Annotated in this window: 23 protein-coding genes; 15 read left to right on the forward strand and 8 right to left on the reverse strand. The window is 66.2% G+C overall.

Translation table 11 applies throughout. The features are described 5' to 3' along the window. Window positions 1-38: 38 nt before the first annotated feature. The 3 genes from DBY63_RS18590 (at window position 39) to DBY63_RS18600 (ending at window position 2,979) form a co-directional block, all read left to right on the forward strand. Window positions 39-926, forward strand: coding sequence for a LysR family transcriptional regulator ArgP (locus DBY63_RS18590; RefSeq protein WP_108582539.1), 888 nt, complete (start codon window positions 39-41; stop codon window positions 924-926). An 81-nt stretch (window positions 927-1,007) separates the two neighbouring features. Next, window positions 1,008-1,952, forward strand: coding sequence for an NAD(P)-dependent oxidoreductase (locus tag DBY63_RS18595; protein WP_108582540.1), 945 nt, complete (start codon window positions 1,008-1,010; stop codon window positions 1,950-1,952). A 172-nt stretch (window positions 1,953-2,124) separates the two neighbouring features. Beyond that, the gene (locus DBY63_RS18600; RefSeq protein WP_074585017.1) at window positions 2,125-2,979 is read left to right on the forward strand and encodes an ATPase; all 855 of its coding nucleotides are present in this window, start codon (window positions 2,125-2,127) and stop codon (window positions 2,977-2,979) included. Here DBY63_RS18600 and DBY63_RS18605 read toward each other — a convergent pair. The 4 genes from DBY63_RS18605 to DBY63_RS18620 are packed head-to-tail and all read right to left on the reverse strand — an operon-like array spanning window position 2,960 to window position 7,582. Further along, complete coding sequence (locus DBY63_RS18605; protein ID WP_108582541.1) at window positions 2,960-4,024, reverse strand: preprotein translocase subunit SecA; 1,065 nt, start codon at window positions 4,022-4,024, stop codon at window positions 2,960-2,962. The genes DBY63_RS18600 and DBY63_RS18605 overlap by 20 nt on opposite strands. Next, entirely contained in the window at window positions 4,021-4,581 is a 561-nt protein-coding gene (locus tag DBY63_RS18610) for a cob(I)yrinic acid a,c-diamide adenosyltransferase (RefSeq protein WP_027603025.1), read from the reverse strand. Before DBY63_RS18610 ends, DBY63_RS18605 begins: the two co-directional genes overlap by 4 nt. A 21-nt stretch (window positions 4,582-4,602) precedes the next feature. Then, on the reverse strand, window positions 4,603-6,624 hold the full coding sequence (locus DBY63_RS18615; protein ID WP_027598529.1) for an ATP-binding protein: 2,022 nt from the start codon (window positions 6,622-6,624) through the stop codon (window positions 4,603-4,605). 43 nt (window positions 6,625-6,667) lie between these two features. Then, window positions 6,668-7,582 carry a putative 2-dehydropantoate 2-reductase gene (locus DBY63_RS18620; protein WP_108582542.1) on the reverse strand — a complete coding sequence of 305 codons (915 nt, stop codon included), beginning with the start codon at window positions 7,580-7,582 and terminating at the stop codon, window positions 6,668-6,670. Window positions 7,583-7,705: 123 nt separating this feature from the next. On the opposite strand from DBY63_RS18620, the gene DBY63_RS18625 reads away from it, so the two are divergent. Both DBY63_RS18625 and DBY63_RS18630 read left to right on the forward strand, forming a co-directional pair. Next, window positions 7,706-8,185 carry a YajQ family cyclic di-GMP-binding protein gene (locus DBY63_RS18625; RefSeq protein WP_017640080.1) on the forward strand — a complete coding sequence of 160 codons (480 nt, stop codon included), beginning with the start codon at window positions 7,706-7,708 and terminating at the stop codon, window positions 8,183-8,185. Window positions 8,186-8,283: 98 nt separating this feature from the next. After that, window positions 8,284-9,156 (forward strand): mechanosensitive ion channel family protein, encoded by an 873-nt coding sequence (locus DBY63_RS18630; protein WP_044342171.1) that lies wholly within the window; start codon window positions 8,284-8,286, stop codon window positions 9,154-9,156. 33 nt (window positions 9,157-9,189) lie between these two features. Here DBY63_RS18630 and DBY63_RS18635 read toward each other — a convergent pair whose 3' ends face one another. Next, window positions 9,190-10,911 carry an AmpG family muropeptide MFS transporter gene (locus DBY63_RS18635; RefSeq protein ID WP_042136920.1) on the reverse strand — a complete coding sequence of 574 codons (1,722 nt, stop codon included), beginning with the start codon at window positions 10,909-10,911 and terminating at the stop codon, window positions 9,190-9,192. A 28-nt stretch (window positions 10,912-10,939) separates the two neighbouring features. Beyond that, the gene (locus DBY63_RS18640; RefSeq protein ID WP_007161930.1) at window positions 10,940-11,278 is read right to left on the reverse strand and encodes an MGMT family protein; all 339 of its coding nucleotides are present in this window, start codon (window positions 11,276-11,278) and stop codon (window positions 10,940-10,942) included. 230 nt (window positions 11,279-11,508) lie between these two features. Here DBY63_RS18640 and DBY63_RS18645 point away from each other — a divergent pair, with 230 nt between their 5' ends. The 10 genes from DBY63_RS18645 (at window position 11,509) to pncB (ending at window position 20,468) form a co-directional block, all read left to right on the forward strand. Further along, a complete protein-coding gene (locus tag DBY63_RS18645) occupies window positions 11,509-12,516 on the forward strand; it encodes a DUF481 domain-containing protein (protein ID WP_027598533.1) in 1,008 nt (335 codons plus the stop codon). Between the two features lie 151 nt (window positions 12,517-12,667). Next, window positions 12,668-13,135, forward strand: a complete 468-nt coding sequence (locus DBY63_RS18650; RefSeq protein WP_027598534.1) for an FxsA family protein — start codon at window positions 12,668-12,670, stop codon at window positions 13,133-13,135. A 189-nt stretch (window positions 13,136-13,324) separates the two neighbouring features. Further along, complete coding sequence (locus DBY63_RS18655; RefSeq protein WP_007161933.1) at window positions 13,325-13,618, forward strand: co-chaperone GroES; 294 nt, start codon at window positions 13,325-13,327, stop codon at window positions 13,616-13,618. 39 nt (window positions 13,619-13,657) lie between these two features. Beyond that, a complete protein-coding gene (gene groL / locus DBY63_RS18660) occupies window positions 13,658-15,298 on the forward strand; it encodes a chaperonin GroEL (RefSeq protein WP_027598535.1) in 1,641 nt (546 codons plus the stop codon). A gap of 197 nt (window positions 15,299-15,495) precedes the next feature. Next, entirely contained in the window at window positions 15,496-16,170 is a 675-nt protein-coding gene (locus DBY63_RS18665) for a response regulator transcription factor (protein ID WP_007161935.1), read from the forward strand. Window positions 16,171-16,172: 2 nt separating this feature from the next. Continuing rightward, window positions 16,173-17,462 (forward strand): HAMP domain-containing sensor histidine kinase, encoded by a 1,290-nt coding sequence (locus tag DBY63_RS18670; RefSeq protein WP_108582543.1) that lies wholly within the window; start codon window positions 16,173-16,175, stop codon window positions 17,460-17,462. Between the two features lie 91 nt (window positions 17,463-17,553). Further along, the gene (locus tag DBY63_RS18675; protein WP_027598537.1) at window positions 17,554-18,240 is read left to right on the forward strand and encodes a class I SAM-dependent methyltransferase; all 687 of its coding nucleotides are present in this window, start codon (window positions 17,554-17,556) and stop codon (window positions 18,238-18,240) included. Between the two features lie 28 nt (window positions 18,241-18,268). Then, window positions 18,269-18,967 (forward strand): lipopolysaccharide kinase InaA family protein, encoded by a 699-nt coding sequence (locus DBY63_RS18680; protein WP_007161938.1) that lies wholly within the window; start codon window positions 18,269-18,271, stop codon window positions 18,965-18,967. After that, window positions 18,964-19,182: a hypothetical protein gene (locus DBY63_RS18685; protein WP_027598539.1), complete on the forward strand. Its 219-nt coding sequence runs from the start codon at window positions 18,964-18,966 to the stop codon at window positions 19,180-19,182. The genes DBY63_RS18680 and DBY63_RS18685 overlap by 4 nt, the downstream gene beginning before the upstream one ends. Window positions 19,183-19,265: 83 nt before the next feature. After that, a complete protein-coding gene (gene pncB / locus DBY63_RS18690; protein WP_027598540.1) occupies window positions 19,266-20,468 on the forward strand; it encodes a nicotinate phosphoribosyltransferase in 1,203 nt (400 codons plus the stop codon). Window positions 20,469-20,670: 202 nt separating this feature from the next. Here the strand turns inward: pncB and selO are convergent, their stop codons facing one another. Together selO and mscK are read right to left on the reverse strand one after the other, a co-directional pair. Next, a complete protein-coding gene (gene selO / locus DBY63_RS18695; protein ID WP_108582544.1) occupies window positions 20,671-22,131 on the reverse strand; it encodes a protein adenylyltransferase SelO in 1,461 nt (486 codons plus the stop codon). Between the two features lie 30 nt (window positions 22,132-22,161). Further along, window positions 22,162-25,506, reverse strand: coding sequence for a mechanosensitive channel MscK (gene mscK, locus DBY63_RS18700; protein WP_108582545.1), 3,345 nt, complete (start codon window positions 25,504-25,506; stop codon window positions 22,162-22,164). Window positions 25,507-25,552: the final 46 nt, after the last annotated feature.

The raw sequence follows: 25,552 nt of genomic DNA on the forward strand, positions 1-25,552 counted from the left end.
GAAAAACCAATATTCCTTATGCAGCATTAGCTGAATCGATGATCGACTACAAGTTGCTGGAAGCCCTGGCAGTGGTGGTGGAAGAGGGCGGTTTCGAGCGGGCGGCGCGGCGCCTGGGGCTGTCGCAATCGGCGGTGTCCCAGCGCATCAAGCTGCTCGAAGCCCGGGTCGGCCAGGCGGTGCTGGTGCGGGAGACACCCCCGCAGCCGACGGCGCCGGGTCTGCGGCTGCTGCGCCATATCCAGCAGGTGCGGCTACTGGAAGCCGATCTGGGCAGCGAGGTGCCGGGTCTGGCCGACGAGGCGCCGCAGCGCCTGCGTATCGCCCTCAACGCCGACAGCCTGGCCAACTGGTGGCCGCTGGCGGTCGGCCCCTGGGTCCGGTCGCAGCGGGTGTTGCTGGATCTGGTGGTGGAAGACCAGGACGTGGTGCTCCGACGGATGCGCGCCGGCGAGGTGGCGGCCTGTCTCTGCGCCAACGGTCAGCCGCTGGCCGGGGCGCGGGTCAGCGCCCTGGGCGCCATGCGCTACCGGGCCCTGGCCAGTCCGGAATTCCGCGCTCGGCAACTGGCCGCATTGCCGGATCCCCAGGCCCTGGCACGGGCGCCGGCCATCGTCTTCGGCCCGGATGATCGCCTGCAGCATCGCTATCTGGAGCAGCTCGGCGTCACCCAGACCTTCGACTACCACCTCTGTCCTTCCGCCGAAGGCTTTCTGCAGATGACCCTGGGTGGCATCGGCTGGGGTCTCCTGCCGGATATCCAGAGCGCGGCTGCCCGGACGCGGGGCGCGCTGGTGGATCTGGCGCCCGGTCACTGGGTGGACGTGCCGCTGTTCTGGCATCACTGGCGCAATGGCGGCGCCGCCTTGCAGGCCCTCACCCGGCATCTCGAACAGGTCGCCGGCCAGTGGCTGGTGCGCGACTAGCGGCGCCTGTCGAAGGCTTTGGTTACACTGGCGGATGGGTCGCCCCGGGCGACCGCGGACAGCTTCGGGAATCCCAGCGACATGCGTATCTTGATCACGGGCGCCAGCGAGCCGCTCGGTGCGGGCCTGGCCTGCGACCTGCTCGACCGCGGCCAACTGGTGCGGGTGCACGGCCGCCCCGGCGCGACCCTGGACGCCCTGGTCGAGCGCGGCGCCGACTATCACCCGGCTTTGCTCGACCAGCCCGCGCAGGTGGTGGCGCTGTGCGACGACATCGATGCCATCGCCCACTGTACCGATGTGGCCGGCGTGCCGAGCGCAGCCGATCTCGACCACGGCCAGGTGCTGATCGAAGCCGCCCTGCAGCAGCAGGTCGCGCAATTCGTCTATGTCTCGTCCGCCCGCGTCTACGAGCGGGGCGGCGAAGCGCTCAAGGAAGACCAGGTGCCGGCCAAGCCCAGAAGCAGCGAGGCCCAGCGCCGTCTGCAACTGGAGCGCCTGGCCCTGGCCGCCGGCGAATTCGGCCCCCAGGTCACGGTGTTGCGGCCGGCCCAGGTGCTCGGCCTGGCCGATCGCGACTGGGCGCGCTGGTTGCTGGAAAGGGCCAAGGGCAGGCAGCTGGGCCGCAGCGGCAACGGCCTCAATCGCTGGGACTTCACCAGCGCCGGCAATCTGCGCAAGGCCCTGGTGACCTTGCTGCTCAGGCAACCGGCCGCCACCCAGGGCAAGGTCTTCAACCTCAGCGATGGCCAGCCGCTGGTGTGCTGGGATGCGATCAACTTCCTGCTGCGGCGCTTCGAGTTGCCGCCGGTGGTCGAGCGCAAGGCCTTCGATCCCCGGCGTCTCTATGCCCGCCTGCGTACCCCGGGTCACGAGTCGCGCTGGCCCGACCTGCTCGACAGCCCCTTCACCCTGGATATCCGCGCCGCCCAGGAGGCCTTCGGCTACCTGCCCGAGGCCAGCTCCTGGAACGCCCTGGAAGAATATCGCCCGCGGGCGCCCCAGGCCCGCAGCGGCCCGGTCTAGCGCCGCACCAAAGGCACTCGGGATATGGCATGCTGGCGCTTTGCTATCGGCGCAGACTGCGTTTCCGCGCACGCTCCCGGGGTGAATCCGTCCGCGCACGGCCTCGCGTCGACGCCGACGGCCGTTATACTGGCCGCGATTTCGTCTTCCTGCCTTTGCTCACAGGTCTGCCATGCGCAACGATCTTCTCGATGAAATGGATAACGTCCCGAGTCTGACGCCGGAGCGTGACGATCGCCGTCCCGCGGGTCGCCGGTCGGTCGAAGCCGAGGAGGTCTATCGCGAGCCCACGGCCGGTCATGCGCGCGCGGTACGCCGTGGCCCGTCCACCGCGCCGCTGTGGGTGCTGGTCGCGGCCCTGACTCTGGCCCTGGCCGGGGTCGCCTGGTGGAGTCATCAGCAACTGGTGCTGATGCAGGAGCAGGTGGTGGCCACCCAGGAAAACTTCGCGCGCATCAGCGAAGACGCCCAGGGTCGCCTGAGGGACATCTCCGGCAAGCTGGTGGAAAGCGAATCCTCCGGCACCACCAGTCGCGAGGCGCTGCTGCTGCAGGTCAAGACCTTGCAGACCAAGGTCGCCGAACTCACCCGCCAGCAGCAGGGGGTGACGGACAACCAGCAGGCCCAGGACAACCGTCTGCAGAATCTCTCCACCGCGGTCCAGACGGTGCAGACCGGCAGTGGCGAGGTAGATACCCGCCTCAAGGCCCTGGCCGATGAGCAGACCGCGCTGAAGAACGGCCTGGCGCAGACCGCCAGCCTGACCGAGCAGGTCGCCAGCCTCACCGCGCAGAACAAGGCGCTGCAGGCCGACATCGCCGCGCTGAAGAAGCCCAGTGCTCAGAATCAGGCCCTGGGCGAGATGCAGCAGGACCTGCTGGTGCTGCGCAGCGAGCTGGATGCGCGCCCGGTGGGCCCGGACAGCAAGGAATTCGACGCCTTCCGCCTGCAGACCACCCGCAACATCACCACCCTGCAGACCCAGGTGCAGAATCTGCAGCAGCAGATCAGCGCCGGGGCGCGTTGATCGGATCGATCTCGCTGCGCTGCCATTCCTGCGGCCAGAGCTCGCCATCGAGTTGATCGAGCCGGCGCTGCAGGACCTTCTGCTTGAACACCTCGAGGATCTCCACCAGCACCTCGTCCAGGGCATTGTCCTGGGCGCCGCTGGGCAGACTCTGATCGAAGCCGTGATCGGCCAGGCGACTGGCCAGGGCGCGGAAGTCGCGGGTGCGCAGGCTGGCCGCCGCCTCCCTGACCAGGCCGTTGACGATATCGGTGAGCACCCCGTCCAGGGTGTCGGCCAGGCGCTCGCCCATGGGTAGGCGCTTGAGTCGGGCCAGATCGGGATTCTCGTTCAGGGCGCGTTGCACCACGTCGCCAACCAGGCGCTCCAGGGTGGCGCGATTCTGGCTATAGCCCTGTTCCACCATGGTCTGGATGCGCAGCGCCATGCCGTCGATCAGCCGCTGCTTGCGCGGGCGGATGACGCGGTCGATCACGCTCTGGGAGAAGTCGTCGCGGGTGTTGAGTTCGTCCTGCAATTCGCCGCAGATCTTGATCATCACCCGGTCGGACAGGTCTTCCATGAGCAGCTGGTAGTAGTGGTTGAACAGCCGATAGGGCCGCCAGCCGCGCATGTCGATCAGCCCCAGGCGTTGCAGGCGCAGCAGCAGCGAGACGATGCGCAGCGCCCGCAGCAGGCGGAAGCCGCCCAAGGGGATGCAGCCGAGCACGTCGTACCAGTGGATGAAGGGGTAGTGGTACCAGCGCGCGTGGCGGCGCTCGATCACCGCCACCAGCCAGCCGAGCAGCACGTCGGCGATGAAGAAGGCGACGAACACCAGGTCGATGCGCGTGAAGTGGGCGTGGATGCGTTCGCCATAGAAGGCGTGGAAGCCGGGCAACACCGCAGCCAGGGCCTGGTTGAGCGGTCCCAGGGCATAGAGGCTGTCGAACAGGATCAGCGCCAGGTTCACGCAGACCAGGATCAGGATCAGGCCGTCCCAGAGCGCCAGCAGCCCCTCGTGGCGGCGCGGCGGTGGCGCGGCGGGCGCGGCCGACGCGCTCATGGCCGCGCGGCCTGCCAGAGCACCTCGCTCACCCCCTGGCGCCGGGCGACGATGCGGGCGGCGACGAACAGCAGGTCGGACAGGCGATTGAGATAGGGCAAGCCCTGGCCCTCCAGCGGCTCCACCGCATGCAGGCTGCGGCAGCGGCGCTCGGCGCTGCGCGCCAGGGTGCGGCAGACATGGGCTTGGGCCACGGCGCGCGAGCCGCCAGGCAGGATGAAATTCTCCAACGGCCCCAGCTCGGCGTTCCAGCGATCGATGGCGCCCTCCAGGCGTTCGATCTCCACCGGTTGCAGGGCGCGATAGCTGGGCATGGCCAGTTCGCCACCGAGGTCGAACAGGCGGTGCTGACAGGGCGCCAGAAGCTCGCTCACCTCGGCCAGGCGGGCGTCCTCGGCCAGCTCGGCGAGCAGCAGACCCAGGGCACTGTTGAGCTCATCCACCGCGCCGATGGCCTCGATGCGCGGATGGTCCTTGGGTACCCGGCTGCCGTCGGCCAGGCCGGTGTCGCCGGCGTCGCCCTGGCGGGTGTAGATCTCGGTGAGGCGAAAACCCATGGCGCAGCTCCTAATGAGGTCCTAGGCCGCGTCGAAGTCGGCCTGGACGAGGGGCAGGCGCAGGGTGAAGCAGGTCCCTACGCCGGGCGTGGAGTGCACCTCCATCTGCCCCTTGTGGTTGTTGGTGATGATGAAATACGACACCGACAGGCCCAGACCGGTGCCCTGACCCACCTCCTTGGTGGTGAAGAACGGCTCGAAGATGCGCTTGCAGATGTCCTCGGGGATGCCGATGCCGTTGTCTTCCACCTGGATCTCGGCCCAGCCGCCGCGCAGCTTGGTGCGCAAGGTGATGCGGCCGTATTCGCCTTCTTCCTCGTCGTCGCGCAGGTGGATGGCCTGGGCGGCGTTCTTCAGCAGGTTGAGCAGCACCTGCTCCAGTTCGTTGCCGATCACCGGCACCGGTCCCAGCGCCGGATCGAATTCGCGGATGATCGACAGGGTGCGGAAGTCGAAGCCCTCGGCCAGGTCGAAGTCGTTGCCGGCGATCTCGATGGCCTGGTCGATCAGCGGCGGCAATTCGCTGGCTTCCATCTTGCGATTGCTGCGGCGACTGAAGGCCAGCATGTGGCTGACGATCTTGGCCGCGCGGCTGCCGGCCTGGTGGATGCCGTCGAGCAGCCGCGGGATCTGCCGGCTCTCCAGGTAGCAGTTCACCGCATTGAGCTCGACACCGGATTCGGCGGCCTGCTCGACGTTCTTCGGCAACTCCGGCGACAGCCGCCGGCGGATGTTCTGCACGTTGTGCAGGATGGCGCCCAGCGGATTGTTGATCTCGTGGGCCATGCCGGCGGCGAGGCCGCCCACCGAGAGCATCTTTTCCGACTGCACCATCATCTCTTCCATGTTCAGGCGCTGGGTGATGTCGTCGATGCGGATCACCACGCCACGCCCGGCGCCGCCCATCAGCGGGTAGAAGGTCAGAGTGTAGTGCCGCGGGGTATCGGTCAGCGCCCAGGTCACCCGTTCCACCTTTTCCACCCGCAGCAATTCGGCGGTGCGACTCAGTTGCGGCAGGAACGGCTTGAGCGAAGGAAAGGCCAGGAACACCGGCTGGTTCAGGGCCTCGTCCAGCTGGGTGCCGGAGAGGTGGGTGGCCTCCTGGTTCCACTGGGTGACGTAGAACTGCTCGTCCACGGCGATCAGTGCCGAGGGCATGGAGTCGATGATGCTGTTGAGGTAGTTCTGGAAGCCGGTGAGCTTCTTCTCGATCTTGCCGCGGACCTGCACCTCCAGCTCCAGCTTGCGGTTGGAGCGGCGGGTCTCCTCGGCCAGGCTCTGGGCCTGAAGCACCGCGTACTGGGCGTCGTCGCGGGCGCGCTTGAGTTGCTGCTCGCGGCCCTGGATGCGGCCGAGCATGGTGTTGAAGGATTCCGCCAGGCGGCCCAGTTCGTCTTCGCTGCCCTTGCTGGCGCGCAGCGAATAGTTCTCCTCGCGGGTCACCTGGCGCGAGAGTTCTTCCAGTTCGCGGATCGGCAGGGTGATGAGTCTCTTGATCTGCCGCGCCACCACCAGCCAGAGCAGGATACTGAAGGTCAGGATCGCCAGACTGGCGGTCAGGGTGCCGCGGTAGAAGGCCCCCGGCAGTTCGCTGCTGGCCACCAGCAGCAGATGCCCGGGAGCGCCCTCGGGACGCGGCAGCTCCACCAGCAGATTGGTGCGGAATTCGCGCAGGCGCCAGGTCTGCAGCTCTTCGAAGCGCGCCGGCACCTGCAGCCGATCGCCATTGTGCAACTCGGCCAGGCGCTGGCCCTGGCTGTCGTAGACCGCGGCCAGGCGCAGCGGCGCATAGCCGTCCAGCTGGCGCAGCTGCACCTCGGCCGCCGCCGGCGAGGCCAGCACCTCGCGGCTGAGCACCGGGCTGGCGAACAGCCGGCCCAGGGTCTGCAGCGCCTGGGGCGCCACGCTCTCCTGGGAGATCCAATAGGCGGCGCTGATAAAGGTCACATTGGCCACCACCAGCACCGCGATCATCATCACCAGCAGGGCAGCCAGCAACTTGCGGCCGACCGGGAGATTCTTCAGGCGTTTGGCGAGGATCATGGCGCAGCCGTGGCAACAGGGAAGCGGGCAGGGTAGCCCGCTGCTAATCGACGGGCAATCCACGCTCCGCGAGCCGGACCTGCAGGCGCTGCTGCAGCTCGGTCAGGTGCGGCACCGGCAGGCGCAGCCGTCCGGCGATCGGCAGGGCGTGGCCGAGCAGGTAGCTCACCTCGGTGCGCTGGCCGCGCTCCACGTCCTGCAGCATGGAGGATCTGTTGTGGGCGGTGGCGGCGATCACCGCCTCGACCTCCTGCTGCAGCCCCTGGGCCGCCGGGGCGAGGCCCATGGCTTCCAGCAGCGCCGCGAGTTCGTCGCAGAGCGCCGTGACCTCCGGCAGATGCTGGCGCAATTCGCCGTTGCGGCAGCGATAGAGCACGGTCAGCGGATTGATGGCGCAGTTGATCGCCAGCTTGCGCCACAGGCGGGCGTCGATGTCGTCGGTCCAGCGCACCGGGAAACCCAGCTCGGCGAGGGTATCCAGCCAGGGCGGCGGGGTATGGCTGCCGAGCTGGTCGCCGATCCAGATCTGCCCGGCCCCGGCCGCGACCACATGGAAATCGGTCTCGCGATAGGCTCCCTCGGTGGTGCTGGCTCTCAGGCAGCGCGCCCGCGGTACCCGGGCGGCGACGGCGTCCTGGCTGCCCAGGCCGTTCTGCAGCAGCAGGATCTCGGCTTCCGGTTCCAGGCGCGCGGCGACGCTGGCGATGGCCTCTTCGGCGTCGTAGCTCTTGCAGGCGAGGATGAGCCGGCGGATCGGATTGCCGGCCTCGGGCGTCTCGGCCGGCAGCGGATAGAGGCTGGTGGTGTCGCCTTCGCTGAGTTGCAGGCCGCCGCGGGCGCGATACTGCGCCAGGCGCGTGCGATCGCGCAGGATCAGCCGGACCGGCTCGCCACCGCGAAACAGCCGCGCGGCCCAGAGTCCGCCGAGACTGCCGGCGCCCAGCACGTGCCAGCTCACAGCTGTGACTCCAGTGTCGATTCCTTGCGCATGGTCGGATTCCTGAGGAAGAGGGCCAGTCGTTATAATGGTCGGTCAGGCTGCAGCGTCAAGGCTGCCCCACCCCAACCGAGGAGAAAATCCATGCCTTCCTTCGACGTCGTATCGGAGCTGGACAAGCACGAAGTCACCAACGCCGTGGACAACGCCATGAAGGAGCTCGAGCGCCGGTACGACCTGCGCGGCAAGGGCAGCTTCGAGGCCAAGGACCTTACCGTCACCCTGACCGCCGACGCCGATTTCCAGCTCGAGCAGATGCTGGAGATCCTCAAGGTCAACCTGGCCAAGCGCAAGATCGACGTCCAGTGCCTGGAGGTCAAGGATGCCTATGCCTCCGGCAAGACCGTGAAGCAGGAGACCACCCTGCGCGAGGGCATCGACAAGGAGCTGGCGAAGAAGATCGTCGCCCTGATCAAGGACAGCAAGATCAAGGTCCAGGCCGCCATCCAGGGCGAACAGGTGCGCGTCACCGGCAAGAAACGCGACGAATTGCAGGAGGTCATCGCCCTGCTGCGCGGCCAGTCCCTGGGCATGCCGCTGCAGTTCGACAACTTCCGCGACTGAGCCGCGTTTCGGAACCTCTCGGGCTACCGTCCGTCGCACATAGGGCGCTGCCATTCAGGCCGCGCCCGACTTTTTTCTTGTGCGTGGAGAGGTAGACGATGGATTTGAGTGCCCAGACCGATCACCTGCTGACGGCCTTCATGGCCTGGCTACCGGTGATCCTGCAATATTGCGGCAAGGTGGTACTGGCCCTGATCACCCTGTGGATCGGCTGGTGGATCATCAATCGCCTGACCGGGCGACTGGCCGCGCTGTTCACCGCACGGCACATGGACCAGGCCCTGGAAACCTTCGTGGTGACCCTGGTCAACATCGGTCTCAAGGTCATGCTGGTGATCAGCGTCGCCTCCATGATCGGCATCGCCACCACCTCCTTCGTCGCCGCCCTCGGCGCCGCCAGCCTGGCCATCGGCCTGTCGCTGCAGGGCAGCCTGGCCAACTTCGCCGGCGGGGTGCTGATCCTGCTGTTCCGGCCGTTCAAGATCGGTGACTACATCGAGGCCCAGGGCGTGCAGGGCACCGTGGATTCGATCCAGATCTTCCATACCGTGCTGCGCACCGGCGACAACCGCACCGTCACCGTGCCCAACGGCAACCTGTCCAACGGCATCATCACCAACCAGTCGCGCCAGGCGACGCGGCAGATCGTCTTCGACGTCAAGGTCGGCTACGACGCCGATCTGCAGAAGGCCAAGCAGGTGCTGGCCGACATGGCCAAGGATCCGCGGGTGCTGGAGACGCCGCCGCCCGCCATCGTGGTGGCCGGCCTGGGTGACACCTTCATCACCGTGTCGCTGCGCTGCTGGACCGCCAACAGCGATTTCTGGGGCACCCAGTTCACCTTCAACGAGCAGATCCGCGATCGCCTGCGGGCCGAAGGCATCGACATCGCGCTGCCCAGCCGGGTGGTCAAGGTGATCGACGACAAGGGCGACGAGCGCGCCACCGCGGCCGCGCGCGGCGAAGCCTAGGGCAGGCCGGGGCGGCCATAGGCCGCCCCGGTCTCAGTGGCCGCTGCCGGAAGGACCGCTGGGTATCGCGGTCCGCCGCTGGCGCAGCCAGAGCACCGCGATCAGCAGCAGCGTCGGCACCCCCATCAGGGCGGTCAGCGAGAAGAACGAGCTGTAGCCGACGTGCTCGACCATGGCCCCCGAGTAGCCGCCCAAGAGCCGCGGCAACAGCAGCATCAGCGAGCTGAGCATGGCGTACTGGGTGGCCGAGAATCTGAGGTTGGTCAAACTCGACAGGTAGGCGACAAAGGCCGAGGTGGCCATGCCGCCACTGACGTTGTCGGCGCAGATGGTGGCGATCAGCAGCGGCACGTTGGCGCCGGTGGAGGCGATCACCACGAACAGCAGGTTGGTCAGCGCCGAGGCGGCGCCGCCGAGAAAGAGGATCGGCAGGATCCCCACCCGGGTGATCAGCACGCCGCCCAGGCCCGCGCCGAACAAGGTCATGAACACCCCGAAGATCTTGCTGACCCCGGCGATGGTTTCCTTGCTGTAGCCCACGTCGATATAGAAGACGCTGGCCATCACGCCCATGACCGTGTCCGACAGCCGATAAGTGGAGATCAGGCCGAGCAGCAGCAGCGCCTGCCACTGGTAGCGCTGGATGAATTCGGTGATGGGCGTCAGCACCGGTGCCATCAGCCGGCGCCCCGGCGCGGTGAGGCAGAGCCAGGCGATCAGGCCGTACATCAGGCCGCGCGGCCAGTAGCCGCCGGCCAGCGCCGACAGGCCACCGGTGACGGCGACGATGAGCACGATCAGCAGGATCACCGAGACCATCTGGTGGACGAAGTCGAAGCGCGGCAGCTCTTCGGCATTGGCCGCATCGCGCAGTCGCAGCGGTTCGCGCATGCGCCGCATGAGATCGCTCAGCGGCTTTGAGCAATAGCGCCCCCAGGGCGACAGGCAGCCGACGATGAACAGGCTGTAGAGCAGGGCGCGCGGCCAGGCCTGGGCGATGGCGGCATTGATGGCGGCGGGGATGGAGACCAGCATCACCAGCAGCAGGGCGACCGCCACCAGCTGGTGATTGAAGCCGAAGCGCGATTCCGCCATGGCCATGGGCGCCACCGGCTCGGGCTCGCGGATCAGCAGGCTGGTGACCAGGCCGGGCAGGACCAGCAGGGCGAACAGCATATAGGTGGTGGCCCAGGCGTTCTGGCTGTAGCCCAGGCGGGACGAGCCCAGTTCCTCGGCAAGAAACAGCGCGCCGGCGCTGGCCAGCAGGGCGGCGATGCGATAGCCGGTCATGTAGCAGGCGGCGAGGGCGGCCTGGCGGTCGTCGTCGGCGATCTCCAGGCGATAGGCGTCCACGGCGATGTCCTGGGTGGCCGAGGCGAAGGCCACCAGCACCGCCAGGGCGATCAACTGCTCCAAGTGCTGCTGCGGATTGCACAGCGCCATGCCGATCAGCCCCAGACCCACCAGGATCTGCGACAGCACCAGCCAGGAGCGGCGACGGCCGAGCTTGCCGATCAGCGGCAGCTTCCAGAGGTCGAGCATGGGCGACCAGACCCACTTGAAGGCATAGGCCAGGCCGATCCAGCTGGCGTAGCCGATGGTCTCGCGACTCACGCCCGCTTCGCGCAGCCAGACCGACAGGGTGGAAAACACCAGCATGGCCGGCAGGCCCGCGGCGAAGCCCAGCAGCAGCAGGGCCAGGCAGGCCCTGGATTTGTAGGTGGTGACGGCTTCACGCCAGAAACGTGCAAACATGCCCTTGGGCTCGGAAAAAACGCGCACTCTACTCGACACTCTCAGCTGGATTCCACCGGTACCGACGCATGTCCACCCGGTCCTCGTGCAGCAGCACGCCCTCGGCCCGCAAACGCTCGCGTTGCTCCCGGCCAGAGGGGCTGTCGCGGGTCAGGCTCGGGCGGCCGTCCGCGGCGATCACCCGGTGCCAGGGCAGGGCACTGCCCTCGGGCAGGCGTCCCAGCACCCAGCCCACCCAGCGCGCGCCGCGACCGAGGCCGGCGAGCTCCGCCAACTGGCCATAGCTGACCACCCGTCCCGCGGGAATGGCGGCCAGCGCCAGGAAGACGGCCTGACGCCGGGGTTCGAGGGGAGGGGATGCGCTCATGACGCCCTGCTGCTCCGGGGGAGAAGAGTGCCAGTGTGCCGAAAAGTTTGGTTACGGTGGTGCTGAAACGTGTCGAGCTGCCACATTCTCCCAAGACGTCCGACCTTTGGGCAGTATTTGCGGAAACTTGCCTAACTTTTACCCAGGAACGGTTGCGCGGGTCTCCGGCACCCGGATAATCGCGCCCCTCTCGTTTCGTTACCTTTCCACCCAAAGGTGTCCTGGTGCCCATGCGTTTTCGATTGCTCTCCTCGCTCGCGCTGTTGTCACTCGCCTCCTTCGCCCATGCCGATACCGTCTGGCTGAAGAACGGCGACCGCCTGACCGGAACCATCAAGCTGCTCGACAGCAAGAAGCTGCTCCTGCAGACCGAATACGGCGGCAACATTCCCCTGTCCTGGGACAAGATCAAGACCCTGCAGCGTGACAAGCCCGTCATCGTCCAGCGCGGCAAGTACGAACCCGATTTCCCGGTGGAAAGCCTCAAGCCGGCCGATGACGGTCAGGTGGTGGTCAGTACCGCCGATGGCCAGCAGACCGTGCCCCTGGCCAGCATCACCCAGATCGTGCCGCCGCGTCCCTTCCTGCGCGACTTCGCCTGGAAGGGCAACATCGACGCCGGTCTGGACTACATCAGCTCGTCCCAGGACAGCGAAAAGTACGACATTGACTTCAAGACCCAGGCGCGGCACGGCATGTGGCGGCACAACGCCAACGGCAGCTATGACCGCTACAAGACCGACGACGTGGTCTCGACCAGCAAGTACGGTCTGCAGTACGCCCTGGATCGTTTCTTCGACGAGAAATTCTTCTGGCAGGGCCGCGCCGAATACAAGCGCGACTGGATCCAGGACCTGGCCAAGCAGCGCACCCTGGGTACCGGTCCCGGTTACCAGTTCTGGGACAACGAACTGGGTGCCTTCTCCCTTACCGGCCTGCTCAACCACAACCGTTACGAGTACTCGGACGGCGGCTCCGACCAGTTCCTCTCGGCGAGCGTGAAGTGGGACTACAACCGCTACCTGTACGGCCAGACCATCCAGTTCTTCACCAATGGTGAACTGGGCCGGCCGCTGGACAACACCGCCAACTTCACCTTCGACGGCGATGTCGGCCTGAGATACAAGGTGACCAACTGGGCGTCGCTGAACCTCAAGGCGTCCAAGGAACTGACCAGCGGTGCCGAGGGCAACGTCAACCAGACCGAGTACACCGCCGGTGTCGGCGTGTCCTGGTAACGTCATGTTTCCCTAGGCAGGCGCCAATCCGTCAAGGCCGCGATTTTCGCGGCCTTTGCGTTTCCGGGCGGCGTCGGGCGGCCACCTTGAAATCGGCTCGGCCGCCTCCATCTCCTGACTTTCAACCGGCTTCCACCGTGAAGGACCCGAGATGCGCGTGACCGCCTTACTCTTCTTGCTGTTCCCCTTTGTGGAACTGGCCGTACTCATCAAGATCGGCAGCGAAATCGGCGTGCTCGCCACCTTCGCCCTGCTGTTGCTGAGCTTTCTGGTCGGCGTCGCCCTGCTGCGCGTCGCCGGCTTCACCACCCTCTGGCGCATCCGCATGCGCCTGGCCCAGGGGCAGATGCCGGAGCAGGAGGTCATCCAGGGTCTGACCCTGGCGATCGCCGGCGCCCTGCTGATCTTTCCGGGCTTCATCAGCGATGTCCTGGCGCTCGTCTGCCTCCTGCCGGTGACCCGCAAGGCCTTGCTGGGCGCGGTGATCGGCCGGGTGACCCGGCGCAACCCCGGTGCCCAGGGCTACCAGGGCCATCAGCCGGGCTCCGGTCAGGCCGCGCCCCATCGCCCCGAGGTCATCGAAGGTGAAGTGGTGCACCGCGACGAGCAAAAGCACTAAAAATTTTGCCCCCCGCCCTTGAAATGCCTGGCGACAACCTCATGTAGCGGACACCGCAAGGTTGTCGCCGCAAGGCGAGCAGGTTTCGCGTCCTGTCATGCACGGGGCGCACCCGGCGCAGCCGGTAAAAACAAACTGCCGATGCAGTCATCGGCGCTGGAAACACTTAGAACTTTGGGAGATACGACAATGGCGCTTCGTCCTCTGCATGATCGCGTTGTGATTCGTCGCAGCGAAGAAGAGACCAAATCCGCTGGCGGCATCGTGCTGCCGGGCTCGGCTGCCGAAAAGCCGAACCGCGGTGAAGTGGTTGCCGTAGGCACTGGACGCGTGCTGGACAACGGTGATGTCCGTGCTCCGGCGGTGAAAGTGGGTGACAAGGTGGTTTTCGGTCCCTATTCCGGCAGCAACGCCATCAAGGTCGATGGTGAAGAACTGCTGGTGATGGCTGAGTCCGAAATCCTGGCCGTCATCGAAGGCTGATCCCCGCTCACTTTTCGAATTTCTTAGAGGAAACAGAACATGGCTGCAAAAGACGTCAAATTCGGTGACTCCGCGCGCAAGAAGCTGCTGACCGGTGTCAACACCCTGGCCGACGCCGTCAAGGCCACCCTCGGCCCGAAAGGCCGCAACGTGGTGCTGGAGCGTAGCTTCGGTGCTCCCCTGATCACCAAGGACGGCGTTTCCGTCGCCAAGGAGATCGAGCTCAAGGACAAGATCGAGAACATCGGCGCCCAGCTGGTGAAAGACGTGGCCTCCAAGGCCAACGACGCTGCCGGTGACGGCACCACCACCGCCACCGTGCTGGCCCAGGCCATCGTCACCGAAGGCCTGAAGTCCGTGGCCGCCGGCCTGAACCCGATGGATCTGAAGCGCGGCATCGACAAGGCCACCGCGGCCGTCGTCGCCGAGCTGAAGAACCTGTCCAAGCCCTGCGCCGACAGCAAGGCCATCGCCCAGGTAGGCACCATCTCCGCCAACTCCGACGACAGCATCGGCAACATCATCGCCGAAGCCATGGAGAAGGTCGGTAAAGAAGGCGTCATCACCGTCGAAGAAGGCTCGGGCCTGGAAAACGAACTGTCCGTCGTCGAAGGCATGCAGTTCGACCGTGGCTACCTGTCGCCCTACTTCATCAACAAGCCCGACACCATGTCGGCCGAGCTGGACAGCCCGCTGCTGCTGCTGGTCGACAAGAAGATCTCCAACATCCGCGAACTGCTGCCGGTGCTGGAATCCGTCGCCAAGGCCGGTCGCCCGCTGCTGATCGTCGCCGAAGACGTCGAAGGCGAAGCCCTGGCCACTCTGGTGGTCAACAACATGCGCGGTATCGTCAAGGTCGCTGCCGTCAAGGCGCCCGGCTTCGGTGATCGTCGCAAGGCCATGCTGCAGGACATCGCCATCCTGACCGGCGGTACCGTCATCTCCGAAGAAGTCGGCCTGAGCCTGGAAAGCACCACCCTGGAGCACCTGGGTCAAGCCAAGCGTGTGGTCCTGAACAAGGAAAACACCACCGTCATCGACGGCGCTGGCGTCGAAGCCGACATCCAGGCCCGTATCAAGCAGATCCGTGCCCAGGTTGAAGAAACCTCTTCCGACTACGACAAGGAGAAGCTGCAAGAGCGTCTGGCCAAGCTGGCTGGCGGTGTTGCCGTGATCAAGGTTGGCGCTGCCACCGAAGTCGAGATGAAAGAGAAGAAGGCCCGCGTTGAAGACGCCCTGCACGCGACCCGTGCTGCGGTGGAAGAAGGCGTGGTGCCTGGCGGCGGTGTCGCCCTGGTGCGTGCCCTGGAAGCTCTGAAAGACCTGAAAGGCATCAACGAAGAGCAGAACGCCGGTATCAACATCCTGCGTCGCGCCGTCGAAGCGCCCCTGCGCCAGATTGTGACCAACGCCGGTGACGAAGCCTCCGTCGTGCTGGACAAGGTCAAGCAGGGCAGCGGCAACTATGGCTACAACGCCGCTACCGGCGAATACGGCGACATGCTGGAATTCGGCATCATCGACCCGGCCAAGGTGACCCGCAGCGCGCTGCAGGCCGCTTCCTCCATCGCCGGTCTGCTGATCACCACCGAAGCCATCGTGGCTGAGCTGCCGAAAGACGACGCAGCCCCGGCCATGCCCGACATGGGCGGCATGGGTGGCATGGGCGGCATGATGTAAGAACCGCTCCGGCCCTAGGGCCGAGCCGAACCCCGGTGCTCCTCGCGGACACCGGGGTTTTTTATGGCCGGTGATCCTCGATGCTCCCACCCAGCGCGCCGCCGCTGCGCTGGTCGCGGTCGCCGGGGCCGGTTAGGCTCTGTGCCGAACAGACGACAACGAGGCCCGCAGCGGACTCGGGCAATGAGGTCAGCGACATGCGTATCCTGGTGGTAGAAGACAACAAGGACATCCTCAGCAACCTGCTGGATTACCTCAGCCTCAAGGGCTACAGCGTGGATTGCGCCCAGGATGGCTTGTCCGGCCTGCACCTGGCCGCGACCGAGCACTATGATCTGCTGATCCTCGACATCATGCTGCCCGGCATCGATGGCTACACCCTCTGCCAGCGGTTGCGCCAGGATGCCCGCCGCGACACCCCGGTGATCATGCTCACCGCCCGCGATCAGCTCGATGATCGCCTGGAAGGCTTTCGCTCCGGCGCCGACGACTATCTGGTCAAGCCCTTCGCCCTGTCCGAACTGGCCGCTCGCGTCGAGGCGGTGATGCGCCGGGCCAAGGGCGGCGGACGCCGCCAGCTGCAGGTCGCCGATCTCAGCTATGACCTGGACACCCTGGAGGTCAGTCGCGCCGGCAAGCCGCTCAAGCTCAATCCCATCGGCCTCAAGATCCTCGCCCTGCTGATGCAGAAGTCGCCCCACGTGGTGCGGCGCGAGGTGCTGGAAGAGGCGGTATGGGGCGAGGACTACCCCGACAGCGACAGCCTGCGCAGCCACGTCCACCAGTTGCGCCAGGTGATCGACAAGCCCTTCGAGCAGCCGCTGCTGCGCACCATTCACGGGGTGGGCTACAAACTGGTCGAGCAGGAGTAGCCATGGAATACCACCTGAGCCTGTCACGGCGGATCGTCATCGCCTTCGTGCTGATGACCTTCCTGGTCGGCGGGGTGTTTTCCCTGGGCATCGTCGCGGTGGTGCACACCGTGGAAGAGCGGCTGATCTCCACCGACCTGCGCAACGAACTGGAGCGCATGGTGCAGCGCGACATGAAACGCGGCGGCCAGCCGGTGCTGGACCCGGACATGCGCCTGTATTTCGTGCCCCACGCCGAGGTGGCGCAGTTGCCTGCCCACCTGCGCGAGTTGCCGGCCGGCTTCAGCGAGGTGGAGGAGGACCAGCAGTACTTCTATGCCTATGTGGCCGAGCTGGAGGGCAATCACTTCGTCCTGCTGCAGAATCAGAGCGACTTCGAGGCGCGCGAACGGCTGCTCTACAAGGTGGTGCTGGTCGGCTTCCTGATCAGCGTGGCTCTGGCCTGGCTGCTGGGCTGGGCGCTGTCGCGGCGGGTGATCGCCCCGGTGGTGCGGCTGGCGCGTCAGGTGCGCCGGCGTGATCAACTGCTCGATGTGACGCCGCCCCTGGCGCCGGACTATGCCAAGGACGAGGTCGGCGAGTTGGCCGGCGCCTTCGACGACGCCCTGAATCGCCTGCGCGCCGCCCTGGCCCGGGAGCGCCTGTTCACCAGCGACGTCAGCCACGAGTTGCGCACCCCGCTGATGGTGATCAATTCCTCCTGCGAGCTGCTCGAGGCCACGCCGGACCTGCCAGCCCGGGCGAAGGGGCCGCTGGAACGCATGACCCGCGCGGCGCGGGAGATGCAGGAGCTGGTCCAGACCTTTCTCGCCCTGGCGCGCAACCAGGGCGACAACGACACCCAGGCGCCGCGTGCCACCCTGGCCCAGGTGGCGCGGCGCCAGACGCAGGAGTGGCAGGCGGCGGTGGAAGCCAAGGGCCTGCAGTGGCGGCTGAGCGTGGCGCCGGAGGCCGACCAGGCGCTCTGGCACGAGCCCTTCCTGCGCTCGGTGATGAGCAATCTGCTGCGCAATGCGCTGCACTACACCGAGCGGGGCTATATCGGCCTGCAGGTCGGAGCGGACGGCTTCGTGGTGGAAGACAGCGGCGTCGGCATTCCCGAGGAGCAGCGCGAGGCGATGTTCCAGCCCTTCGTGCGGGGCGCCGAGGGGCGTGGCGAAGGCCTCGGGCTGGGGCTGTCGCTGGTCCGCAGGATCTGCCAGCTGCAAGGCTGGACCGTGACCCTGGGTGACAGCGCGGCGGGTGGCTGTCGCTTCGAGATAGCGCTGGGCAGCGACAGCCTAGCGGACTGAGGTTACAGAATTTTCACAACGCCTTGACCGCGGTTTGACAGCGGCCTGGGTAGGGTGGCGGCACTTCTCCACTCCCTCAGGAGCCGCCTCCGTGAAAGCGCCCATCGACCTGCCCTTTTCGCAAAAGTACGACGCCGACCACGCCCGCCAGTATTACCTGAAGCATCAGGACGGCCTGGCCCGGCGCCTGTCCAACTGGCGCGACCAGCAGCTCGCCCGGCAGGCCCTGAGCATCGCCGGCCAGCCCAATCTGGTGCTGGATCTGCCCAGTGGCGCCGGCCGCTTCTGGCCGCTGCTGGCGGAGAAGCGCAATCGCCTGATCATCGGTGCCGACTACTCGGAAAACATGCTGGCCACCGCCCGTGAACAGCAGCCCGCGGACGTCGTGGCCCGGGTGAAGACGCTACAGACGTCGGCTTTCGCTATCGACCTGTCCGACAATTCTGTAGATTGCATCTTCTGTATGCGTTTGTTTCACCATGTGGGCGAATCGGCGGACCGTCTGGCCCTGCTGCAGGAGTTCCACCGGGTGACCCGCGACAGCGTCATCCTGTCGCTGTGGGTGGACGGCAACTTCAAGGCCTGGCGGCGTCAGGCACTGGAACGTCGTCGCAAGGCTCAGGGCCGCGACCGCGGCGGTTATCAGAACAGATTCATCGTCGAGCGCAGCCAGTTCGAGGCGGAAGTCGCCCAGGCCGGCTTCGTCGTCGACCGGGCCCTGGACTTCCTGCCGGGCTATGCCATGTGGCGGGTCTACGTCCTGCGCAAGGCCAATTGAAGCTATTTCAGAATAAGAGAGGCAGCCGATGGGAGCCGTGACGCAAGGCGAAGAGCGTTTCGATCGCTGGTGGAATACCGCGGGCGACTGGGTGGAAGCGCCCAACGTCCGCCGTGGTGGCGAAAGCGGTGTCCAGCGCCTGCAACTCCCTGACGGTACCCTGGCCTACGTCAAGCGCCAGGTCGGCCACCTCTATCGCAGCCTGCGTCACCCCCTGGGGCGTCCCACCGCCCTGCGCGAGCGCGATGCGCTGATCGCCTTTCGCGATCTGGGCATCCAGGTTCCCGAATTGCTGTTCTGCGATGCCCAGCATGCCCAGGGCGGCTGGCGCGCCCTGCTGGTGAGCGCGGCCCTGGAAGGCTACCAGGACCTCGATCACTGGTATGCCGAAGGCGGTGGCAAGGCGCTCAGCGAGGCTGAGCACGAGCGGTTTCTGGCCACCCTTGGTGAGGTGCTGGCGCGCATGCACCGGCATCGCTGGCAGCACGGTTGCCTCTATCCTAAGCATATCTTCGTCGCCGAACGAGCCGGTCCCCAGGGCAAGGAATTCTCGGTGGCCCTGCTCGATCTAGAGAAATGTCGCCAGCGCCTCGGCATAGACACGGCCGCTCGTCGGGATATGCTGCAATTGCGCCGCCATTCGTCGTGGAATGCTGCGCAATGGCGAACTCTCCTCTACGTTTACCAACAGGCGTTGGGACGGAAGATCAGAGGGTTGGAGCCATGACTTCACAAATTACTCGAGGTTTGCTGATCGCGGCTTTCTGCGGGGTCACTACCCTGGCCTATGCGAGCTGGCTACGGCCGGCAGCTGCAGTGGTGGGCAGCGAGGGTCTGGACTACTGCCAGACACCGGTCGCCCGCAGCCTGACCACCTCCAGCACCGGTAGCCAGGACCTGCTGCTGTTTCTCTTCGGCATGACCCAGACCCACAACCGCTAGGCCCCCGGGCGGTCAAGCGCCTTTCGCTTCCTCGGCAAGTTGGGCATCCTGTCGTCTGACTTCTAGCTGCCGAGCCCCCGCCAATGATGGCCGATAGTTTTTCCGAGCAGGCCGTGCAGAGCCTGCTGGACACCGACTTCTACAAGCTCACCATGATGCAGGCCGTCCTGCACAACTATCCCAATGCGGAAGTCGAGTGGGCCTTTCGCTGTCGCAACGACGAAGACCTGCGTCCCTACCACGCGGCCATTCAGGCCGAGATCGATGCCCTGGCCGATGTCGCCATCAGCGACAGCCAGCTGGCCTTTCTCGAGCGCATCCCCTTCATCACCCCCGACTTTATCCGCTTCCTGCGACTGTTCCGTTTCAATCCCTCCTATGTGTTCCTCGGTGAGGAGGAGGGGCGCTTCACCCTGACCCTGAAAGGCCCCTGGCTGCACCTGATCCTGTTCGAGGTGCCGATCCTGGCGCTGATCAGCGAGGTGCGCAATCGCCAGCGCCATGCCGACCTGCCGCTGCAGGTGGCCCGGGATCAGCTCTATCGCAAGTTCGACTGGCTGGCCCGGGAGGCGGGCGCCGACGAGCTGGCCGAATTCAAGATGGCCGACTTCGGCACCCGGCGGCGCTTCTCCTATGGCGTGCAGGAGATGGTGGTGCGCAGCCTCAGGGACGACTTCCCCGGTCGCTTCGTCGGCACCAGTAACGTCCACCTGGCCTGGAAGCTGGGCGTCGCGCCCCTGGGTACCATGGCCCACGAGTGGCTGATGGCGCACCAGCAACTGGGTCCGCGGCTGATCGACAGCCAGATCGCCGCCCTCGACTGCTGGGTACGGGAGTATCGCGGACAACTCGGCATCGCCCTGACCGACACCATCACCATGGAAGCCTTCCTGCGCGATTTCGATCTCTACTTCGCCAAGCTGTTCGACGGCCTGCGCCATGACAGCGGCGATCCCCTGCAGTGGGCGGAAAAGGCCATCGCCCACTATCAGCAGCTGGGCATCGACCCCCTGACCAAGACCCTGGTGTTTTCCGATTCGCTCAATCTGGAAAAGGCCCTCGCCCTGTTCCGGGCCCTGCGCGAGCGGATCAACGTGAGCTTTGGCATCGGCACCCATTTCACCTGCGACATCCCGGGAGTACAGCCGATGAACATGGTGCTCAAGATGAGTCGCTGCAACGGCCAGCCGGTGGCGAAGATCTCCGACGCCCCGGGCAAGGCCCAGGGCGGCGAGCCGGACTTCCTGCACTATCTGCGGCACGTCTTCCAGGTCAACGGCGCCTAGATACGGTTAGCTCTCAAAGCCTTTTTATAATCTCGCGAGCTAGAGACAAACAAGGCCTGGGCGGCCCCGCAAAAAGGCTTGAGGAAGCGGACCGGGCTCGCGCGCGAGTTTACGAGTGGTAAATGAGCATTCCGACGGGGCTGGCCTTCCAGAGCCTTTTCAACGCAGTTTGGCCGACGCGCAGCAGGTTATAAACAGGCTCTCAGGACGAGCAGCTGATCTCCAGGTGCTTGCCCCAGTCCGGCGGCCGCTGGGCGAAGCGTTCGCGTCCCGGCTGGGCTTCGAAGGGGCGTGACAGCACCTCGTGTAGCAGGCGCACCTCGCTGTAGTCGCCCGCTTCGGCCTGCTCGATCGCCTGCTGGGCCAGGTAGTTGCGCAGCACATACAGCGGATTGACCGCGTTCATGCGGGTGGTGCGCTCGGCCGCCGCGCCGCCTTCGGCGTCCAGGCGGGCGCGATAGGCCTGGCTCCAGTCGTCGAAGCCGCGCAGGTCGATGAAGTCCTCGCGCACCCGGGCCAGCGCCGCGGCGGGTTCGTCTTCGCCCAGCTGGCGGAAGAACAGGTGATAGTCCACACCGCCCTGCTGCATCAGGGCCAGCAGGCGTTCGACCAGTTCCTGGTCTTCGTCGTGCGCTTCCTGCAGACCCAGACGCCGGCGCATCAGGTCGAGGTAGTGCGCCTGATACAGCGGCAGGAAGAGCGCGATGCTCTCCTGCAGCGTCTCGACCGCCACCTTGGGCGTCAGGGCCTGGGCCAGGGCCGCCAGGTTCCAGTGGGCGATGGGCACCTGGTTGCTGTAGGAGTAGCGCCCCGTGTGATCGGAGTGGTTGCAGATGAACTGGGCGTCGAAGTCGTCGAGAAAGGCGAAGGGGCCGAAGTCGAAGGTGAGACCCAGGATCGAGAAGTTGTCGGTGTTCATCACCCCGTGGCAGAAGCCATAGGCCTGCCAGTAGGCGATCAGCCGGGCGTTGCGTTCGACCACCTCGCGAAACAGCGCCGCCCAGGGTTCCGCGGTGCCCAGCAGGTCGGGGAAGTGCGCGGCCAGGACGTGTTCGCCCAGTTGCTCCAGCAGCGAGTGCTGGCGGGTGTAGTAGAAGTATTCGAAGTGGCCGAAGCGCACATGGCTGGGGGCCATGCGCAACAGGGTGGCGCCGGTTTCCAGTCGCTCGCGCACCACCTGGGTGCTGGAGCCGATCACGCACAGGGCGCGGGTGGTCGGGATGCCCAGGGCGTGCAGGGCCTCGGAAGCGAGGAATTCGCGGATCGAGGAGCGCAGCACGGCGCGGCCGTCGCCCATGCGCGAGAAGGGCGTGAGGCCGGCGCCCTTGAGGTGCAGATCCCAGTGCTCGCCGCGGTCGTTGACCACCTCGCCCAGCAGCAGGCCGCGGCCATCGCCGAGGCGGGGGTTGTAGGAACCGAACTGATGGCCGGAATAGACCATGGCCCGGGGCTCGGCGCTGTCCCAGAGCTGGGCCCCGGCGAACACCTGGGTGAACTCGGGCGTCTCGGCCACCGCCGGATCCAGGTCCAGCAGGGCCAGGGCGGCGGGCGAAGCGACCACCAGCCGCGGATCGTCCAGCGGCCGGGGGTCGATACGGGTGGAGAAGTCATCGCCCAGGCGGGCGAATCTGTTGTCGAAGGTCAGGTCGAGCAGCTGTTTCATGGGTCTCCCGAACTATCCGCGCAGGGGCCGTCAGGCCTTGGGTGGCTTGGGATCCTCGGCCTCCTGCTGGGCATCCCCTTCAGGTAGGAGAGGCTTTTTGCCCAGTTGTTTCTCCGCTCCGTGTCGATTCTTCAGGGTGATCTCCATCTGCGGCGTGGACAGCAGGTTGATGCCGGCGTCGCGCAGCAGCTGGTCGACCCGGCGGATCAGCTCATCGGTGGCAGCGCTGCGATCGCCCAGTTCCCGGACATAGATGCGCAGTTCGTGATCCAGGGTGGTGGCGCCGTAGTGGGTGACAAACAGCGAGGGTTCGGGGTCGTGGAGCACCCGCGCATTCTCCTTGACCGCCTGCATGATCAGCTGTTGCGCCTGGGCCAGGTCACTGCCGCGATTGACGCCGAAGGTCAGCACGATACGGGTGACGGTGTCGGTCAGCGTCCAGTTGATCAGCTGGCTGGTGACGAAGGTCTTGTTCGGCACCACCACCGACTTGCGGTCGGCGTCGGTGATATGGGTGGCGCGGATGCGGATCTTGTTCACCGTACCGGTCACGTTGCCGATGGTGATGAGATCACCGACGCGCACCGGGCGCTCGAAGAGGATGATCAGGCCGGAGATGAAGTTACCGAAGATCTCCTGCAAGCCGAAACCCAGACCGACCGAGAGGGCGGTGGCCAGCCACTGCAGCTTGTCCCAGCTCACCCCCAGGGTCGCCAGGGTGGTCACGGTGCCGAAGCCGACGATGACGTAGGAGAGCAGGGTGGTGGTGGCGTAGGCGCTGCCCTGGGCCAGATTCAGCCGCGACAGCACCAGCACCTCCAGCAGGCCCGGCAGGTTGCGCGCCAGGGCGACGGTGAGACCGGCGATCACCAGGGCGATGATGAACACCCGCAGCGTCAGGGGTACCTGGGTGGCGGCGGCGCCGGTACCGCTGGTGTACTGGTAGAGGGTGACGTTGTCCAGGTAGGAGAACACCGCCACCACATCGGCCCAGACCAGGTAAAGCACGCCGAGGAAGGCCAGCAGCAGGGTCAGGCGCAGCAGGCGCGAGGACTGCTGGTTGACCTGTTCCATGTCCAGGGTCGGCTCCTGCACCACCTCGACGCCCTCGGCGTCTTCCTGCTGCGCCTGGCGCTTCTGGATGGCGCGCTGGTAGGCCAGGCGCCGCGCGGCCACGCTCAGGCCGCGGGCCAGGGTGGCTTCGAGGATGATCCAGGCCATCAGCACATAGAGGGTGTCCACCAGCCGATCGGTGAGCTTGAGCGCGGTGTAGTAGTAGCCAAAGAGCACGGCGAAGAACAGCACGGCCGGAATGGCGGTGATCATCAGGCCGAGCAGCAGGCGGAAGAACGGCAGGCGCTCGCGGGCGGTGGCATTGAGCAGGGAGCGACCGAGCATCCAGGCCAGGCTGGCATAGGCGACCAGCACGATGAGGATGCCGAGGACGTCGTCGGCGAGGCCGGCGAGCTGGCGCTCGGCGATGGCCACCACCGCCATCAGCGCCAGAGCCAGCAGACCCACCCGTCTGACCAGCCGGCGCAGCGACTGCGCCTGGGGCCGCGCCCAGCGGAAGTGGGTCTCGGCCACGCCGCCGGAGGCCAGCAGGCGATACACCGTGTAGAACACCAGCCAGCCGGCGGCGATCTCCAGCAGCGCCGCGCCGATGGCGGCATTGACCCCGCGTTCGTCACCCTCCAGGGCCACGCCGCCCAGCCAGAGCACCAGACTCGCCGGCAGGCCCAACAGGATGGTGAGCAGGATGGCCTGGGGAGTGTGCAGCTGGCTGTCCCGCTGATAGTGGCCGATGTCCTGGTTGAGCTTGTTGACCCGCCCATGGATGCGCGGGCGTTGCCAGATCAGGGTGGCGAAAGCCAGTACCAGCGGCAGCAGCAGCAGCGGCCGCTCGGCCAGACCGACATAGAGTTCGTGCAGGCTTGAGCCCCAGGGCACGTCGCGCAGCTGCTGCAGCAGCTTGCGAGGCGCGGTCTTGACCCAGTTCCAGTCCAGCGGCTTGTTGCTGGGAATCCAGAACATCTGCTCGTCGAGGGTGCCGCGCAGGCTGGTGATGGTGCTGCGCAGCTGGTTCTGGTTGAGCTGCAGATCGATGGATTCGCTGAGCAGGGCATTGAGCTCGGTGTTGAGACGCTCCTGCAATTCGCTGCGGGTCTTGAGCAGGTCGAGCAGTTGCTGACGCAGCTGCGGGGTGGCCTTTTCCGGCGGCTGCTGGGCCAGCAGATTGTCGACATAGCCTTCCGGATTGGCGATCTGGGCGCGCTGCTGATTGAGTTCGAACTGATAGAGGCGCAGATCGGCGATGTCGTCGGTGAGGTCCTTGTTGACCTTGACCGAGGGCAGCGCCGCCCGCTGCTGATAGAGCAGCTTGGACAGCAGCACGCTGCCCTTGAGCACGCCGATCTGCTGTTCCATGTTCTCGGTGGTCTGCTTGAGCTGATCCAGCTGCTGGCGCGACTCGAGATTGCGGCGATTGAGGTCGTTGAGGCGATCGGTGGCGCGCAGCAGGTAGTCGGACAGTTGCAGATTGAGCCCGGTCTCCTGGGACAGCACATCGTCCCCGGCGGTCTTTTCCGATTCGCGCGAGGCTTCGGCCAGGGTCTTTTCCGATTGCTGGCGGCGCTTGCCGCTGATCAGCGTCTGCAGGTCCAGGGTCTCCTGCTCGTAGCGCTTGACCTGCTCGGTGAAGAGTTCGCGGCGGATGGCGCCCAGATCCTGCAGCACACTGTTGCCGGCCAGTTCCTGGCGCAGCAGCTGGATCTGCGCATTGGCGGCCGCCTGTTCCGCCAGCAACTGCCCGCGCCGCTCGGCGGTGAGGGGCTTGGCGTTCTCGCGTCCGGCCTTGAGCAGATCGGCGATCTGCTGCAGACGCGTCTGCAGATTGGCGATGTCCACCTGGGCGCGCTCGGGACGGGTCTGGGCGTTGATCACCAGACTGTTGGCCGCATTGAGGTCGTCCTGCACGCTGTTGAGCGCCAGGCTGGTCTCGCTCAGGCGCTGTTCCAGGGCCTGGGGCGTGGCGCCGGCATAGCGCTGTTCGGCCGGCTTGATCGGCTCGGCGCGCAGCCGTGCCAGTTGCCGCTGGGCGTCCTTGGTCTGCTGCGGCGCCTGGGCCAGTTGCTGGCGCAGATCGGCCAGCTGCTTGACGTACTGGTCGCGCTGGTCGAGCAGCTTGAGGGTCTGCTGCAGGCTGTCCTGGGCGGCGCTCTGCTCGGGGGCGGGCAGCTTGCGATCGGCCAGGCCGTTCAGATTCTGCTGCACCTGCTGGGCATCCGGCGGCCCGGAATCCTGAGCGACGGCGGGAAGGGTGAACAGGCAGCCGCAGAGGGCGGCGGCGCGAAGCAGAGCGGACAGGCGGTGCATGCGGCAGGCGTCGGGCAGTGGAAAGGCGCGAGGTTAAAGCCAGGCT

The sequence above is a fragment of the Pseudomonas sp. RIT411 genome (assembly GCF_003057735.2).
GTDB lineage: Bacteria > Pseudomonadota > Gammaproteobacteria > Pseudomonadales > Pseudomonadaceae > Chryseomonas > Chryseomonas oryzihabitans.

Excerpts from the sequence above, each read along its gene's own strand:
- DBY63_RS18590 (WP_108582539.1), top strand. The coding sequence starts at position 39 with ATGATCGACTACAAGTTGCTGGAAGCCCTGGCAGTGGTGGTGGAAGAG.
- DBY63_RS18595 (WP_108582540.1), top strand. The coding sequence starts at position 1,008 with ATGCGTATCTTGATCACGGGCGCCAGCGAGCCGCTCGGTGCGGGCCTG.
- DBY63_RS18600 (WP_074585017.1), top strand. The coding sequence starts at position 2,125 with ATGCGCAACGATCTTCTCGATGAAATGGATAACGTCCCGAGTCTGACG.
- DBY63_RS18605 (WP_108582541.1), bottom strand. The coding sequence starts at position 4,024 with ATGAGCGCGTCGGCCGCGCCCGCCGCGCCACCGCCGCGCCGCCACGAG.
- DBY63_RS18610 (WP_027603025.1), bottom strand. The coding sequence starts at position 4,581 with ATGGGTTTTCGCCTCACCGAGATCTACACCCGCCAGGGCGACGCCGGC.
- DBY63_RS18615 (WP_027598529.1), bottom strand. The coding sequence starts at position 6,624 with ATGATCCTCGCCAAACGCCTGAAGAATCTCCCGGTCGGCCGCAAGTTG.
- DBY63_RS18625 (WP_017640080.1), top strand. The coding sequence starts at position 7,706 with ATGCCTTCCTTCGACGTCGTATCGGAGCTGGACAAGCACGAAGTCACC.
- DBY63_RS18630 (WP_044342171.1), top strand. The coding sequence starts at position 8,284 with ATGGATTTGAGTGCCCAGACCGATCACCTGCTGACGGCCTTCATGGCC.
- DBY63_RS18635 (WP_042136920.1), bottom strand. The coding sequence starts at position 10,911 with ATGTTTGCACGTTTCTGGCGTGAAGCCGTCACCACCTACAAATCCAGG.
- DBY63_RS18640 (WP_007161930.1), bottom strand. The coding sequence starts at position 11,278 with ATGAGCGCATCCCCTCCCCTCGAACCCCGGCGTCAGGCCGTCTTCCTG.
- DBY63_RS18645 (WP_027598533.1), top strand. The coding sequence starts at position 11,509 with ATGCGTTTTCGATTGCTCTCCTCGCTCGCGCTGTTGTCACTCGCCTCC.
- DBY63_RS18650 (WP_027598534.1), top strand. The coding sequence starts at position 12,668 with ATGCGCGTGACCGCCTTACTCTTCTTGCTGTTCCCCTTTGTGGAACTG.
- DBY63_RS18655 (WP_007161933.1), top strand. The coding sequence starts at position 13,325 with ATGGCGCTTCGTCCTCTGCATGATCGCGTTGTGATTCGTCGCAGCGAA.
- groL (WP_027598535.1), top strand. The coding sequence starts at position 13,658 with ATGGCTGCAAAAGACGTCAAATTCGGTGACTCCGCGCGCAAGAAGCTG.
- DBY63_RS18665 (WP_007161935.1), top strand. The coding sequence starts at position 15,496 with ATGCGTATCCTGGTGGTAGAAGACAACAAGGACATCCTCAGCAACCTG.
- DBY63_RS18670 (WP_108582543.1), top strand. The coding sequence starts at position 16,173 with ATGGAATACCACCTGAGCCTGTCACGGCGGATCGTCATCGCCTTCGTG.
- DBY63_RS18680 (WP_007161938.1), top strand. The coding sequence starts at position 18,269 with ATGGGAGCCGTGACGCAAGGCGAAGAGCGTTTCGATCGCTGGTGGAAT.
- DBY63_RS18685 (WP_027598539.1), top strand. The coding sequence starts at position 18,964 with ATGACTTCACAAATTACTCGAGGTTTGCTGATCGCGGCTTTCTGCGGG.
- pncB (WP_027598540.1), top strand. The coding sequence starts at position 19,266 with ATGATGGCCGATAGTTTTTCCGAGCAGGCCGTGCAGAGCCTGCTGGAC.
- selO (WP_108582544.1), bottom strand. The coding sequence starts at position 22,131 with ATGAAACAGCTGCTCGACCTGACCTTCGACAACAGATTCGCCCGCCTG.
- mscK (WP_108582545.1), bottom strand. The coding sequence starts at position 25,506 with ATGCACCGCCTGTCCGCTCTGCTTCGCGCCGCCGCCCTCTGCGGCTGC.